Genomic DNA, 14,935 nt, shown 5'->3' on the forward strand with positions numbered 1-14,935 from the left:
TCAAGCCCGACTGTCCCTGCAATGTTCATCATCGGTGTAAATCAAGTTGAAAGTTCTTAATGAGCAGTTCGTTCATACAGGAGCGCAGAAACTCATTCATTGGCTGCATATTGTTGTCTGAATAAAAATCCAGCATCAGGGCATTGAACTCTTGCTGTCTTTTCGCGGGCACATTGATGATAGGGTAGCCATGATCAAGCAAAATACCGTTCATCATGAACCGTCCCATTCGTTTGTTTACATCCCAGAAAAACTGATTTCTTGCCATTTGTAAAAATGCAGTGATGGCCCGGTCATAGATGTCTGGTTCTTTTTCAACAAGGTCTTGAACCGCTTGCCACCGAGTCTCTAATTCATCGGGTCCCGGTGGCTGGTCATCTGAACCCGTAATGGATACATAACCGGAGCGGAATTTGCCCCATTCCAGCGCTTCTTCTTCGCCTGCGATATGATGCAGTTTCAGGGCGATATCTTTGGTAAAAGCAAATGCCCCTGAAGTGACTAGTTGAAAGAGACATTCCCATGTTTTTGCCTGATTCACAGATGACGATGAGTATACAAGAAACCATCAACGGTGTTCAGTAGTCATCAGGGATTTGTCCTGCCTGTTCTTGCACATTTGTGGAGATAATGAGGACAGATGTTTTTCCCTTATTGGGGACAGACGCTTTAATTTATCAGGCTCCTGCATAAGAGTATGGATGTTCATCCGATCATGTCGGCTTCCGGAAAGGTCCATCTCAAACAATAAGACCATTGTTCGAAACTAAGTTAACTCAGAGCCACTCCCTTTAGTTGTGGCTCTTTTTGTGATGAACCCCCGTTTTGTTTCAGCCATGTTCTGCGATCTCACCGAGCAAAATAAAACCATGAAAACAGCGCAAAATCATAAAGTCTCATTGAATTCCGGTTTTTGAATCCTCACACGCAATTTGCAGATTACGTCTTTCGTATGATGCTGTTTCATATCACTTTCCGGGGGCTGGGCTTTATCTGACGTAACTTATCACCTGCTTTGACAAGTAACATTCAATTTGACTATTATGATTAAATCGAACGATATATGAGGTCAATTCAATGAATATACTCTCAGCAAACGAAGCCAAAACCCATTTTGGTGACATGTTGTTAAAAGCACAACGAGCCCCAGTTCAAATCAACAGAAATGGTAAACCGGTCGCGGTTGTGATGTCCGCCGAAGATTATCAGAGTATTGAAGCCATGAAACTACAGCTATTGCAGGCAAGAGCATCACAAGCAAAAGCAGATATCGCTGCCGGTGATCTCATCGATGGTGAAACTTTTTTTGATGAACTGGAAGCAGGTAAATTCGATTGATGCCAGCTTATCATCTCACTCCGGATGCCCAGGCTGATTTAATAGAGATACGCCGGTACACAATACAAGAATGGGGAACAAACCAGTCTCAGAGTTATCTTTCTGAATTGCGTCAAGCCATTAGTTTACTTGCGGAATCACCTTCTCTGGGAAAGCACAGAACTGATGTTGGAACTGGCGTATTAAGTTTTCCTCATGGTAGTCACGTCATTTATTATATTAAACACAGCAGTCACATCGTAGTATTTGCAGTGCTGCACCAGCGAATGCTTCCATCACATCATTTAACTCAAAGAAATATCATTTAAGGCATTGTTAGCTGGTTCAATGAAAGCGGGAAGGGATAAAAGCCTGATTTCATGCATCACATGCGCTTCCAATCCTGTTCCGGCCAGCGATCACCAAAAGGCGTTTTTGCCCCTTTTCCGCCCTGAAAAGGGGCTGGGGCCTCATACCGGCATTTATTCGCTTCGTCTTCGTCCTGATGCCGGAAATCAGATGTTTGGCAGGAATGGTTTTATGATTCATGGTGATAGTCGTGTTCATCCCGGCCGGGCTTCGGAAGGATGTATTATTTTACGATTTCATGTTCGTCAGCAAATATGGCTGAGTAATGACAGGCAGTTAGAGGTGGTTGAATGAGAAAGTTACTTGCTATCACACTGGTCTTTTTTTCAGGTTTCTCTGTTGCTGCTGGTCCTGATTGTTATTCATGGCCGCTGAATATGGCAGAAGTCTGGCTGAAAAATAAAGGCATTGTTGATATTACACAGCTTGACCGGACAAAAACTCAGATCAAACAGCTGGCATCTGAAACAAAGAAAAGCGGCTTATATACTCAGGTCTATTGGTTTGTTTTTCATGATAAGCAGGGAAAAACTTATCAGGTGATTACTCAGAGTGATGCCTCGGATGAGGAATGTTCGATGAGTGATGTTAATACGTATTTGATTTCAGAGATGGAAGTGAATCACTGAACGCTTTATTTTCCCATTTTTTTTCTATTGTTCCCTCGTTGTTAAATTACTCAACCTATTGTTCCCACGCTCTGCGCGTGGGTTAGCATACAGTCTGCGGTGTGACGTTTGTCCGAAAGATTCTGGCTTTCGTGGTGGGTTTGGTGCGCCATTGAGTGTTGTTGATCCAAGCGGCGCATGGTGCACGCGCCCCAGATACTCTTTCCGGGATGAAAGCGTATCCAGAAAATCCTTTTGGTGCCTGTCCCCGGAGTTATTGGACTTATTGGGACAGACGCTTTAATCCTTCTTTTCTAAAGATTCCGGCTTCAGTGGCAGGTTTGGTGCGCTTATAAATTTTGTTGATCCAAGCGGCGCATGGTGCACGCGCCCCAGCCCCTTTTCGGGGCGGAAAAGGGGCGAAAACGCCTTTTGGTGATCGCTGGCCGGAGCAGGATTGGAAGCGCATCCCTGCGCCCAATCCTTCAAAAATCTTCCTGATTTTTGCCCTTTTTTTATGGTTTTATTTTGCTGCGTGAGGTTAAAAATTCTTGTTCCCATGCTCTGCGTGGGAACACATACGGGTGTCAAAAAGGACGTTTAAATTTTATCTGTTAGATGGCGTTTCAGGAGATGTAACCCACCCACAAAAAGAGCCACAAGCGTGGCTCTGAGTTAACTTAGTTTTGAACAACGATGTTATTCCGGCACTTCCACTTTCAGCGTGGTGATTTCTCTGATTGAAGCATGAATGGTCAGCAGCTTATTCAGGTAAAGCAGCACCTCACGCGCTTGTGGGCTTTTCTGGTTCATCTCGTTGAGATGATCCTCAAGCTGGATCAGATATTCACGGGCTTTCTGTGAAAGATTTGGATCGTAGGTGATTGTTGCAGGCATAAGTGCCTCCTTTGTGTTAAATCGAAGAAATTCACCACTCAGAGGTACCAAGAATGGGTGGTGAACTGGACAAGGTTGGTACACCGCCACAAAGGGAACGGCCTGACCGAAGTCAGCCTCATCCAGCCCACCATCATTATGAATGAATCCGTCTAAAGAATAGTCAAATCCATAAAATTAAGATGTGTAAAGGCCGTACATAAAAAAGACCAGCAAATGCTGGCGCTTATGCACCTTTGTGTTCGCGGGGTACCAAACCCGCCACCGGATTTTGCCGGTGAGCGGGTAGGATAATCTTGGTGGGGGTAGGGTGTCAATTGTTGTATATGGGGAAATTAGATAGCTTGGGACAGGTGCTTTAGATATCTTCTACCCCAATGCTTTGAAGTAACGCTGAATACTGGTCTGGATCTTTTTCCTGAATTTTCTGCAAGATAAAGCTTGCTGTTGTTTTCATCTCAGGGACATCAATTGGTAAAATACTTCTCTCAAATATTCCCTCCAAATGAGAATATTCGTTATTAATGCGATCTGTTAGTGATGCCGCTAAAGCATCATCACCAAAAAAATGCGTCAACTTGTCACCTTTTTCCATGGAATTGGGATACTTGTAGTACAGGAATGCTTCAAGAAACTTCCGGGCATTGTTCCCAAAATTGTAGTAACAATCATGATTTGCATCACATTCTATCTCTGCGTGGGCGCATTTATAGATTTGATGAAACAAGAAATTAAACTCCGTGACGTAGTTTTTCAAGTATGTTGGCATTAATTTAATATCACTGACCTGATTTGTTCGGGTAATAATAAAGTACTGAGATTTTTTTTTATTCAAAGCGCCGGGAAGTCTCTTCAGATACTTCAAAAAGTCTAAGTTATGAGTTGAAATAAATAGCTGCTTAAAGCGATCACGTTCTTTTGTCTCACCGTCATCTTCATATTTCTCCGGCTTTACAATTTGGGCATTAATGAGGCTGTAGACAAAAAAGATATGATTTGCATCCAAGCTAGAGATAGGATCATCGATCCAGATAATTGGTTTATTACCTCTGGTTTCTACGTCTTCAAGCTTGGCCATGAAGTAACAGAAAGCTATCAGACTACATTCACCCTCACTGAGATGGAATGCCTTTTGATCATCTCGAGTTACCTCAAATCGGTATCCGGATGATTCGTCTCCGGGGATTTCTTCGATGGCTTTGAGAGAAAGATGCTGATGGCCGAAGAAATTGTTCAAATAATCATTTACGCGGTCAGCTCCCTTGCTTTCGTCTTTTAGCTGAGCCTTCAGATTATCTATTTCCTTTCGTTTTGTAACAACTCCTTCTTTTGCGGAGTTTCTGGTTGTCTCCGCTAAATCCATAGACTTTTTCAGTGCACTAATAGCTGTATTTTCTTCTTCAAACTTTATGTCGGTGATGAATGTAAAAATCTCATGGAGGCGAAGAGCCGTACGAGCTTCAGACTGTTCAGAACTTAATGAATCTGCAAACTGGTTGGATTTAATTCTGATTTGGTCATACGAATCCCTAATCGCATTCAAATTTTCTTCAACCGACTCTGGTTCATTTAATTCAAGAGGCGTAAAAATGTTATCTTTTCTTTTTTCGATCTGCTCTTTTATGGAATCCAGACTCTCAATGTAAGACGTTGATATGGTCGATAGCTGTCCTGCCAGCGAATCTAAGTCAGCAGTATAGTTAGAGTAGAAGTCTGAGTTGTTGATTTTCAGTAGATTGGGAACCCGGGATCGCTCACGTTCAATCGACCCAATAAGGGTTTCCAGATCTTGACGCAGTTCTTCGGACTCCTGATTAAAATGCTTGTCCAGCTTCTCCCACAAATCGTCTGGAAGATCACTCCCACAAAATGCGCATTTATCTCTTTTCTTTTGATGGTGACCTCTGGCAGTCCTGACCCAATTTTCCAAAGCTACATCGTTTAACAATTCTTGGATTGGTTCAGAAGCCTGTATTTTTTTTTCGATTAGTTCTTTAGCCTTTAAAATGATCGTAGAGTATTGAAGGTTGAAGTTTGATGATTCAGGGATCTCTGGTTTGAGTTCTTCTCTTAGGAGTTCATAAAACTTCTCTACTTGCTCATCAGAAAGCACAGAGTAAGTATCTTTTGTAACAGTCGAGATATCTGCCCTGATTTTTGTGACATTGTAGTTAGCATCACCAAAGGATTTATTGTGCTTGATTCCAGAGTCAGCTTTATTAGCTTTATCACGTAATTTTCTCTCCAATTCTGACGACTTGTTCTTATAGTCTTGTTGGGCTTCTTTGAATCTCTCGTTTGCAACAAGAAACTCTCCTTGCAATCCAGACTTATCTTCTTCGCTCCCCAGTTTGGCTTCATTCTCTTCGATTTCTTTTTCAAGGTTTGTATTATCTTCACCCAAGATGGCGAACGAATTGATGGTCTGCCCGTCATTAACAATGAAATGCAGGTTGTCCCGAACAAAATCTTCATTAAAAACCCGGATAATTTGACCATGATTTTTTAGTGAGTTTTGTGTAACAGTACTACCGCCATCAAAGGTCAATTGAAACTTTGGTGAGTTATATTTATCTGAGATATATCCAGTCTCTAAAGCTCTGAGGATCCGAGAAAGTGTTGTTTTCCCAGAGTAGTTGCGCCCATAAAGAATATTTAGTTTTTTACATTCTGCGATGTTGTTTCCTTTATCTCGCATAGATGATGACCATTGAAAGTTGTCATATACTGCCATACTTTCTATTGAGTCTATTCTCTTTAGGTGTCCGCTCATGCTCATCTCAACTAATTATGCCTAATGGTTATTTATTCTTCGAATTGCTCATTAAAATATACGATTATCCTTGGTCATCACAGAGAGTTGGGATATGTACAAACTCACCAAACGTCTCCCATCAACTCCATAACAAAAAAGTAGCACATCAACAAGAAACCACACAATTCAGGGCAAAAATCCTGGACGGATTTTTGAGGTTTTGTGCGCAGGATGCGCTTACAAAACCGTTCCGGCCAGCGCCCACCAAAAGGATTTTCTGGATACTCTTTCATCCGGGAAAGAGTATCTGGGGCGCGAGCACCAAGCGCTGATTGGATCAACAAAACTTAATAGCGCACCAAACCATCCACAGAAGCCAGAATCTTCCGCACCATCTACAAAAGTCAAAATCTTCCGAAAAACCAATTCAAAACAAAACCTCCCAGATAATAAATCTCATTCAACCAACATTGATGAACATCATATCCGCCAGCGCTCACCCTGTGAGAGACTCAACCACGCGTTTAGTCCCTACACATACAGCATCATTCTGATGTGGCAGGTGAAAAGTGAATCAGGTGAGAATCCTGAACTGTACCCGCAACTGTAAGCGGCCTTGTGTTTCCGGTGTGAAATGTCAGCCCGTAAGTCAGATCCTGCTAAACGAAGTATCAGTTACAGAACAATCTGGGCGGGAGCACTCAGAGTCGTCTTATCCTGCGATTTCTCCTGCCCTTGTTGTCTTTAAAATATGAGATTAATGTGCATCGGTGCATATTGTTCTCTCTTAATGATCTGTTTCAGGGAATGATCAGGGAATGTGTACGTGGGAAAATTAAAACGTTCAAAGCACCACTCAGAGTTGCGCCAGGGTTATACCACCGGGGCATGTGCTGCTGCGGCTGCACGGGCCGCGGTCAGAACGCTGATAACCCGCGAGTTATCAGATGATATTGCGATCCGGTTGCCGAACCACGATTGGGTGACTTTTCCACTGGTCCGCCTTGAACCTGTTTTTTCTGAAATTGTTTTTTCTGAAACGCACCGGCCCGAAAACGCGCTGCCTGAAAGCGTTCAATTCAAAAAGAATACCGAAGTCACGGCAGGCATTATCAAGGATGCCGGGGATGATCCGGATTGTACTCATGGGCTGGAAATTCAGTGTACTGCCCGCTGGTGCGATGAGCCGGGGATTCACCTGAAAGGGGGCGTTGGTGTGGCGACAGTCACGCTTCCCGGTCTCGAATTGCCGGTGGGTGAGCCCGCGATCAACCCGGTGCCCAGAGCACATATTGCCGAAATGGTTCAGCTTGAACTGGCACAAGTGCCCGACACCATCAGCCAGCAATATGGCATAGAACTGACCATCTCTGTGCCCGGTGGCGAAGAAGCCGCGAAACAAACCATCAGCGAGCGGCTTGGGCTGGTGGGTGGTATCTCGATTATCGGTACCCGCGGCACAGTCAAACCTTTTTCAACCTCGGCTTATGCGGCATCGGTCCGGCAATCGATCCAGATTGCCCGTGCCAACGGGCTGCACCATGTCATCCTCACGACCGGCGGCCGGTCTGAAAAAGCAGCCATGACTCACTTCCCGCAAGCCTCTGACATGGCCTTTATACAGGCCGGGGATTTTATCGGCGTGGGCCTGAGAGCAGGTAAACGTTACGGTATCAGTCAAGTCTCATTGGTGACCATGATCGGCAAGCTGGCAAAACTGACTTCAGGCCGGATGATGACCCATGTCTCCGGGCATGCCATTGACTTTAATCATCTCAGCCAGCTTGCCGCAGAAACACAGCTCCCCGATGCGGTGTGCCAGCAAATTGCGCACGCCAATACAGGCAGACATATGCTGGAACTGGTGCGCGAACATCAGCCGCAATCTTTCCTCAACCGGCTGTGTGAAGAAGCCAGAAAACACGCGAGTCAATACGTTGCCGGTGCATCAGAGATTGAAGTGATATTGATTGATTTTGATGGCACCCCGTTGGCAGGAGCAAAGAAAGGTTAAATAACAAGCTGCTTATCAGGATGTATCTGGTCAGATAGCAGTCATAGATAAACAAAGATCAGGCGAAAGTAACATGAATGCAATGCAACAAATGACCCGTCAGGGACGGGCGATTGAAAATGACTCATTTGCCATTATCGACCATGAAATCCAGCAGTTTCATGGCGGTCATCAGTTTGATGAGAGGCAATGGCCCGTGGTCAGAAGAGCGATTCATACCACGGGAGATTTTGAATTCGCCCGGCTGTTTCAATTCAGCGCTGGTGCGGTTCAGGCCGGGATTCGCGCCTTAAAAGCCGGTGCGCCGGTTGTCAGTGATGTCTCGATGATCATCAGTGGCCTGAGTGCGCAGCGCCTGTCGATCAACCACAATCAGGCCTGCTGCTTTATCGGTGATGAAGACGTGATTGCGACTGCAAAGGAGAAAGGCGAAACACGGGCCATCTGGGCGATGCGCAAAGCACGGGATCTTGGCCTGCTGGATGGTGCGGTGATTGGGATCGGCAATGCCCCGACAGCACTGTATGAAGTGCTGCGGATGGTGGAAGCCGGTGAAATCAAACCGGCGCTGATCGTCGGGATTCCGGTGGGATTTGTCAAAGCCGATGCATCGAAACAGGCGCTGCTGGAACAGACAAAAGTCCCGTACATTGTCAGTACCGGGCGCAAGGGCGGCAGCCCCATTGTGGTCTCGACGATTCACGCCCTGCTTTATCAGACGGTAGAAAAATAATGGCAAATATTGTTGTGATTGGGGTGCCGGAAGATGGCTGCCTGAGCTTAACCAGCCGCGCCGTCAGTGCGGTGTCTCAGGCGAGAGTGGTTGCCGGACATCCCCGCCACCGGGTCTGGTTTCCGCAGTTTGAGGGCATCTTTCTGGATATGACACAGGGTTTTTCAAACTGGCTCAATCAGGTGATTGATCAAAGTGAAGAAGGCGATGTCGTGGTGCTGGCTTCGGGTGACCCGCTGTTTTTCGGCATTGGTGGCACTTTATTGAAGCAGCTTCCGGCCAGTGACTTATCATTTATTCCGGCGCAAAGTTCAGCGCAGTTAGCCTTTTCACGGCTGGGACTGCCGTGGCATGACGCCGCTTATCTGTCTTGTCATGGCCGGGGTTTAAACGGGTTGGTGGCGCGAATGCAGCAGGGCGCTCTGTTTACCCTGCTGACGGATAAGACCAACACGCCACAAGTGATTGCCCGCCACCTGAAAACCTATCACGAAACGCACTGGACACTCACGGTGTGTGAACAGCTGGGCAGTCCCCGTGAGCAAATCCGAACATTTGGTATTGATGAACTGGCTCAATGTGAGACTGAATTCGATCCGCTGAATATTCTGGTAGCCCAGCGGGGCAGCCCTGCGCTTTGGGGCGGTCACGGGCAGTTCGCAGCCGATGAAAGCTTTTTGAAGCGTATGCCGCAAAAAGGGTTGATCACCAAACAGGCTGTCAGACATCTGGCGCTCACCGCAATGTGTATCCGACAGGATGATGTGGTCTGGGACGTCGGTTCCGGCTCCGGTTCGATCGCGATCGAATCCGCCAAATTTGCCGCCAGAGGTCAGGTATTTGCTGTGGAGTGCAACGACGCCTGTTTTGACAGTCTTCAGGCGAACATTTTTGCACATGGCACCGATCATGTTCAGCTGATCACCGGGTCTGCACCGGCAGCGCTGGCGGACCTTCCCAAACCGAATGCGGTGTTTGTCGGTGGCAGCCGGGGCGAGATGGATGCGATTCTGACCGGGGCCTGGGCGGCTTTGCAGGCAGGTGGCAGGCTGGTGGTGAGTGCAGTGACGATGGATACGGTGTCAGAAGTTTATCAATGGGCAAGTGCCTGCGAACTTCAGTTTGATGCTCAACTCGTCAACATCTCCAATACGCAGCCGCTGGCGCATTATCAGCGTTATCAGGCCGAAAATCCGATTCATCTCTTTTCATTTTCTAAAGAACAATCATTTGTAAAAACGCATTTATTTGTAAAAAAAACAGTCGTCTCAGAAGGAAACTCATGAATAATAATCAATATGGTCAGTTGTATGCGGTCGGTGTGGGGACAGGAGATAGTGAGCTGTTGACGCTCAAAGCCGCCCGCCTGATTCAGGAAGCGGATGTGATCGCGATTCCTGAAAAAAACAAAGGGCAAGGTGACTCCTTTGCCTGGGAGATTGTAACCGGCGCCATCCCGGAAGCAGAGATTGACGGAGAACGCTGTTTTCTTCACTTCCCGATGACCCGCAACCCTTCGGTGAATGTCCCGGCCTGGCAGGCTGCGGCCATGGCGATTCATGACCGGCTCAGGCTGGGGCAGTCCGTGGTGTTTATTACCGAAGGCGATCCTTCGGTCTTCAGCACCTGGAGTTATATTCAGCAAGAGCTGGAAGACATCATGCCGGATGTGGTGCCGGTGATCGTGCCGGGCGTGACTTCGGTGACAGCAGTGCCGGCGGCGACAAAAATTCCGCTGGCGGAAGGTAAAGAACGGTTTTGTGTGGTACCGGCGACGTATGGCATCGACTGTCTGGAGCGACTGGTCAAAGAGTTTGACACTATTTTGCTCATCAAAGCAGGCCGGATGATTGCGCCGCTCTCTGCCAAATTAAAAGCGCTGGGACTGGAAGATACCGCGACGTATGTATCACACGCCAGTACCGACAAAGAAGAAATCTACCGCAACCTTGAGGATGTGCCGCAGGAGCACCGTTACTTCTCGATGGTGCAGCTCTCTATCCGTCAGCGCCGGGGTGTGCTGCGCGGCAGTCAGTCAGCAGCGTAGGCGGGGGGAGATGATGAAATTAGCCATTTATGTCATTACCGTGCAAGGTGCAAAGCAGGGAGAGAGACTGAAAAGAGCGCTGCCGTTTTGCGATCTGTTTGTCGCACCGGTTGCCTTTGATGACTGCGCCAAAGCTGCGCGATTAACATTGCCTTTGTCTGATTTTGTGGCCGCCCGTTTCAACCAGTATGACGGACATATTTTTGTCTGTGCGGCGGGGATTGTCAGCCGGATGATTGGCCCTTTACTGGCTGATAAGCGCACGGATCCGGCGGTGGTCTGCCTGGATGAACAAGCCCGGTTTGCGATCTCGATGCTGTCTGGTCATCGTGGCGGCGGCAATGCACTCACTGAACGGGTCGCGCATCTTGTGAAGGCGACCCCGGTGATTACCACCGCGTCTGATACGTCGGAAACACTTTCTGCCGATATGCTCGGTGCACCTTTTGGCTGGACGCTTGACCCAATCTCTGAGCCAGCTTTAACCCAAGTCTCTGCCGCGATTGTCAATCATGAGCCGGTAATTGTGGCGCAGGAAGCCGGTGAACGGCACTGGTGGCCTTATGAAAAACGGATGCCTGCTCATCTTCTCACACATTCTTCGCTTGACGGCATCGACAGTCAGCAATTCAAAGGTGCCATTCTGATCAGTGACCGGCTGTTCTGTAACCGAGAGTATCCGCACCATTCCCCGGATATCACTGGCTGGGAGAATAAACTGGTGCTGTGGCGGCCTAAATCGCTGGTGTTGGGGCTGGGGTGTGACCGCAACACGCCGGTTTCCGTATTGAAAGCCGGGTTAGCTGCTTTCAGTGAGCAGTTTCATCTGGCGTTAGAGTCGGTTCAGGCCATCGCCAGTATTGCACTGAAAGCCGATGAAGCGGGGTTGCTCGCGCTTTCCTGTGAGATGCACTGGCCGTTTACAACCTTTGATGCAGAAGTGCTGGATGGCATCGAAGGCATTGAAAACCCTTCAGATTATGTGAAAAAAGTCACCGGCAGCAACTCGGTGGCCGAAGCGGCGGCGCTGAAGCTTAGTGACACCCGTCAGTTGCTGGTGCCCAAATGGGTGTTTCAGCAGGATGGTTTTCATATGACGGTCGCCTGCTGCCGCCGGGAATACAGTGAATCACTGGTCAGACACAAGCGTAAAAACTGGTTCACTCCGTCTGAGGAACAATCGAACCCAATCAAAGTGAATGCCTACGGCAACGAAGTGGTTGCAGGGTATCAGTGTAAGCCGAAGCACGTCGATCTGAACCGGCCCATGTTGTTTCACAAACACCATATTTTGCTGTGTGAAGGCCAGCGATGCGCCAAAGGCGGCAGTAAGAATTTAGCCCATGATTTGCGGGGAATTCTGAAAGAACTCGGGCTGGCAACCGGGGAGAAGCGGATCAAAATCAGCCGCACCATGTGTGTCGGCGCGTGCCGCAACCGGGCCACCATGGTGGTGTATGAACGTGCTGAAAATCCGGCCTCAACCCTTTCCCCCAATCATGGTCAGTGGTTGCGTGGCGTGGAAAATTTTACCCTGCAACAGTGGCAGGACATCTTTGTGGCGTTATCAGAAAATAAGCCGTTGCAACACGTCATTGATGATCAATATTTTGCAGCGATTGAAGAAGTGGAAAGAGTGACACAATGAAAAGATTAAGACATTACAACCAGGGAACAGCCATTGTGTTGAGCTGTTTTGGCTCCGTTGTTGCCCAGCAGCGCTATCAGGATTTGATCAGGCAGGTGCAAAAACGATATCCCCAAACTGAAGTCAGAATCGCGGTCAGCTCACGGATGGTGATGAAAAAACTGGCTGAGAAAGGGGAAGCCTGTCAGCATTTGCCCGCGGTGCTGGCATCGCTTGATATGGCAGGCTATCAGCGGATTCTGGTGGTGTCCTGTTATCTGTTCCCGACCGACGAGCACAAACAGGCCGGGCTGATTGTTGAAGGATTTCAGCATTTCTCTTTATCGGCGATTGACTTCACGCCCGCGATTATCCATCACACCCACCGGGCCAACGATCTGCTGGCCGCCCTGAATCGACGATTTGAACAGGGCAGCGATATCAACCTGTTTGTGCACCACGGCTCACCTTATCTGGACAATCCGGGGCATCAGGCGATCAGCTATTGTGACACTCTGCTGTCGCAGCTTTCGGCGAAAAACCTGTCCTGTTCTTTAGAAGGGGCGATGCCGTTTGAACTGCTGAAATCAGCGATTGAACACCGGGCATCGGGCGCTGCCAGACCGGTGCTGCGGATCGTGCCGCTGCTGCTGGTTTCCGGCAATCACTTTGTCAATGACATGGCAGAAATTCAGGCGCAGTTGTCGGACGTTTGCGACGTACAAATCGCAGAGGGAGAGCAGGGGGAAGCCTTTCATCTGCTGGCGCTCGATGAAGTCACCGACATTATTTTCAAGCAGATTGAGCAGGGGCTGACCCGGTTGAAAGTACCTGCTGAGGAGTTGCACTGTGGCTAAACTCTATCTGGTGGGGCTCGGCCCCGGCAGTCTGGATATGATGTCGGTTCGTGCTCAGGCGGTGATTCAAAGTGTTGATGTGGTGGTGGGCTATGCGCCTTATGTCAAACTGATTGAGGCGCTGATTGGGACGCAGACGCTGATCAGAACCGGAATGACCAAAGAGTGGCAGCGTGCAGATGCGGCGATTCAACAGGTCCTGGAAGGCAAAAACGTTGCGCTGGTCTGCTCGGGGGATGCTGGCATGTATGCCATGGCGCCGCTGGTGTTTGAGTTGCTTGCTGCACAGGCGATTGAGATTAATGTCGACATTGTGCCGGGGATTACTGCGGCGAATGCGTGTGCTTCACTGGTGGGAGCGCCGTTGGGTCATGACAGTTGCACCATTTCACTGTCAGATTTGCTGACGCCGTGGGACGTGATTACCCGCAGAATCGAAGCCGCTGCGATGGCTGATTTTGCTATTACCTTCTACAATCCGCGCTCGAAAAAACGCCAGACCCAGATCATTGAAGCGCAGCAAATCCTGCTGCGGCACCGCCTGGCGGATACGCCGGTTGCGGTGGTCAACGCGGCTTATCGTGATGAACAGTCTGTGCAGCTTTCGACGCTGGAGCAGTTTACGGCGCTGGAATTTGGCATGAACGCAGCGGTGATTGTCGGTAACGAAAGCAGTTACCGTTTCAAAGACCTCATCGTGACGCCGCGTGGATACAAAAACAAATACTGCTTAGACAATGGGGAAACCCGTGCTGGGCAGACGCCGGGCCGTGCTTTGAAACAGGCACCTGATCCTCAAAACAATGAGGAGGTTGCATGACCGTTTATTTTATCGGTGCCGGGCCGGGCGACCCGGATTTAATTACCGTCAAAGGGGCCAAGCTGGTTGAAACCTGCCCGGTGGTGATGTACGCGGGCAGTCTGGTGCCCAAAGCGGTGATTGAACGCGCCAAACCAGACGCGCGGATTTATGACTCGGCCAGCATGGATCTCGATCAGATCACGCAGGTTTACACCGAGGCACACGCGAATGGTGAAGATGTCGCACGGGTGCAGACCGGCGACCTGTCGATCTATTCCTCACTGGCAGAACAGACCCGCAGGCTCGATGCGCTGGGGATCGACTGGCAGGTGATTCCCGGAGTGTCTTCATTTCAGGCATCCGCGGCGGCACTCGGTCAGGAGCTGACGCTGCCGGAAGCGTGTCAGACCATCATTTTGTCCCGCGCATCAGGCCGCACGCCGGTGCCGGAAAAAGAGAACCTGAAATCACTGGCGAGCCATGAAGCCACCTTGTGCCTGTTTTTAAGCGCGACGCTGATCCGCAAAGTCGTCCGTGAACTCAGCGAAGTTTACCCGCCACACTGGCCGGTGTGCGTGGTCGAGAAAGCATCGCATCCGCAGCAGCGCATTCTGCGCGGCACACTGGCTGATATTGCGGAGAAGATGCATGCCGCCGGGATTCGCTCGACGGCGATGATTATTGTCAGCAAGGTGTTTGCGATCGATGATTTCGTCGATTCGAAACTGTATGACCCAACATTCTCTCATGCCTGTCGCAAGGGGAGAGTTGTTGAAGAAAATAAAGATGCCGGAGCAGATAAAACCAGTCTGGAAAATTAACTTCTCATCTGGATGTGTCTGGTGGAGCAAACATACAAGGGCATGGATGCCCTTGTCTAAGCGGGCAGGATGCCTTGAGCGGTTTGCG

16 protein-coding genes and 1 riboswitch are annotated in these 14,935 nt (G+C 48.8%); of the genes, 12 read left to right on the forward strand and 4 right to left on the reverse strand.

Annotated features, from left to right (window positions below; all coding sequences use genetic code 11):
* Positions 1-28: 28 nt before the first annotated feature.
* Complete coding sequence (locus OCV29_RS18210; RefSeq protein WP_084193447.1) at positions 29-541, reverse strand: Fic family protein; 513 nt, start codon at positions 539-541, stop codon at positions 29-31.
* 536 nt (positions 542-1,077) lie between these two features.
* Here OCV29_RS18210 and OCV29_RS18215 point away from each other — a divergent pair.
* From OCV29_RS18215 to OCV29_RS18230, 4 genes are read left to right on the forward strand one after another with little or no spacing between them, the layout of a single operon-like run.
* Positions 1,078-1,338 carry a type II toxin-antitoxin system Phd/YefM family antitoxin gene (locus tag OCV29_RS18215; protein WP_073605152.1) on the forward strand — a complete coding sequence of 87 codons (261 nt, stop codon included), beginning with the start codon at positions 1,078-1,080 and terminating at the stop codon, positions 1,336-1,338.
* Positions 1,338-1,646 (forward strand): type II toxin-antitoxin system RelE/ParE family toxin, encoded by a 309-nt coding sequence (locus OCV29_RS18220; protein ID WP_073605151.1) that lies wholly within the window; start codon positions 1,338-1,340, stop codon positions 1,644-1,646. Before OCV29_RS18215 ends, OCV29_RS18220 begins: the two co-directional genes overlap by 1 nt.
* Before the next feature lie 19 nt (positions 1,647-1,665).
* Entirely contained in the window at positions 1,666-1,980 is a 315-nt protein-coding gene (locus OCV29_RS18225; protein ID WP_073605150.1) for a DUF2778 domain-containing protein, read from the forward strand.
* Positions 1,977-2,315, forward strand: coding sequence for a hypothetical protein (locus OCV29_RS18230; RefSeq protein ID WP_073605149.1), 339 nt, complete (start codon positions 1,977-1,979; stop codon positions 2,313-2,315). The genes OCV29_RS18225 and OCV29_RS18230 overlap by 4 nt, the downstream gene beginning before the upstream one ends.
* 279 nt (positions 2,316-2,594) lie before the next feature.
* Here OCV29_RS18230 and OCV29_RS18235 read toward each other — a convergent pair whose 3' ends face one another.
* From OCV29_RS18235 to OCV29_RS18245, 3 genes are all read right to left on the reverse strand, one after another.
* Positions 2,595-2,855 (reverse strand): hypothetical protein, encoded by a 261-nt coding sequence (locus tag OCV29_RS18235; RefSeq protein ID WP_139281657.1) that lies wholly within the window; start codon positions 2,853-2,855, stop codon positions 2,595-2,597.
* Between the two features lie 138 nt (positions 2,856-2,993).
* On the reverse strand, positions 2,994-3,191 hold the full coding sequence (locus tag OCV29_RS18240) for a hypothetical protein (RefSeq protein WP_073605147.1): 198 nt from the start codon (positions 3,189-3,191) through the stop codon (positions 2,994-2,996).
* Positions 3,192-3,549: 358 nt separating this feature from the next.
* Entirely contained in the window at positions 3,550-5,964 is a 2,415-nt protein-coding gene (locus tag OCV29_RS18245; protein ID WP_073605146.1) for an AAA family ATPase, read from the reverse strand.
* 490 nt (positions 5,965-6,454) lie between these two features.
* Positions 6,455-6,624, forward strand: a riboswitch (cobalamin riboswitch).
* Positions 6,625-6,772: 148 nt separating this feature from the next.
* Here OCV29_RS18245 and OCV29_RS18250 point away from each other — a divergent pair.
* The 8 genes from OCV29_RS18250 (at position 6,773) to cobM (ending at position 14,847) form a co-directional block, all read left to right on the forward strand.
* Entirely contained in the window at positions 6,773-7,960 is a 1,188-nt protein-coding gene (locus tag OCV29_RS18250; RefSeq protein ID WP_245796951.1) for a cobalt-precorrin-5B (C(1))-methyltransferase, read from the forward strand.
* A 73-nt stretch (positions 7,961-8,033) separates the two neighbouring features.
* On the forward strand, positions 8,034-8,693 hold the full coding sequence (locus tag OCV29_RS18255; RefSeq protein WP_073605144.1) for a precorrin-8X methylmutase: 660 nt from the start codon (positions 8,034-8,036) through the stop codon (positions 8,691-8,693).
* Positions 8,693-9,979, forward strand: a complete 1,287-nt coding sequence (locus tag OCV29_RS18260) for a bifunctional cobalt-precorrin-7 (C(5))-methyltransferase/cobalt-precorrin-6B (C(15))-methyltransferase (protein ID WP_073605143.1) — start codon at positions 8,693-8,695, stop codon at positions 9,977-9,979. Before OCV29_RS18255 ends, OCV29_RS18260 begins: the two co-directional genes overlap by 1 nt.
* The gene (gene cobI / locus OCV29_RS18265) at positions 9,976-10,740 is read left to right on the forward strand and encodes a precorrin-2 C(20)-methyltransferase (protein WP_073605142.1); all 765 of its coding nucleotides are present in this window, start codon (positions 9,976-9,978) and stop codon (positions 10,738-10,740) included. The genes OCV29_RS18260 and cobI overlap by 4 nt, the downstream gene beginning before the upstream one ends.
* A 10-nt stretch (positions 10,741-10,750) precedes the next feature.
* Positions 10,751-12,388, forward strand: coding sequence for a cobalamin biosynthesis protein (locus OCV29_RS18270; RefSeq protein ID WP_245796950.1), 1,638 nt, complete (start codon positions 10,751-10,753; stop codon positions 12,386-12,388).
* Complete coding sequence (locus tag OCV29_RS18275) at positions 12,385-13,224, forward strand: sirohydrochlorin cobaltochelatase (RefSeq protein ID WP_073605140.1); 840 nt, start codon at positions 12,385-12,387, stop codon at positions 13,222-13,224. Before OCV29_RS18270 ends, OCV29_RS18275 begins: the two co-directional genes overlap by 4 nt.
* A complete protein-coding gene (cobJ, locus tag OCV29_RS18280) occupies positions 13,217-14,044 on the forward strand; it encodes a precorrin-3B C(17)-methyltransferase (protein WP_073605139.1) in 828 nt (275 codons plus the stop codon). The genes OCV29_RS18275 and cobJ overlap by 8 nt, the downstream gene beginning before the upstream one ends.
* Positions 14,041-14,847 (forward strand): precorrin-4 C(11)-methyltransferase, encoded by an 807-nt coding sequence (cobM, locus tag OCV29_RS18285; protein ID WP_073605138.1) that lies wholly within the window; start codon positions 14,041-14,043, stop codon positions 14,845-14,847. The genes cobJ and cobM overlap by 4 nt, the downstream gene beginning before the upstream one ends.
* The last annotated feature ends 88 nt before the right edge of the window (positions 14,848-14,935 follow it).

The sequence above is a fragment of the Vibrio aerogenes genome (genome assembly GCF_024346755.1).
GTDB lineage: Bacteria > Pseudomonadota > Gammaproteobacteria > Enterobacterales > Vibrionaceae > Vibrio > Vibrio aerogenes.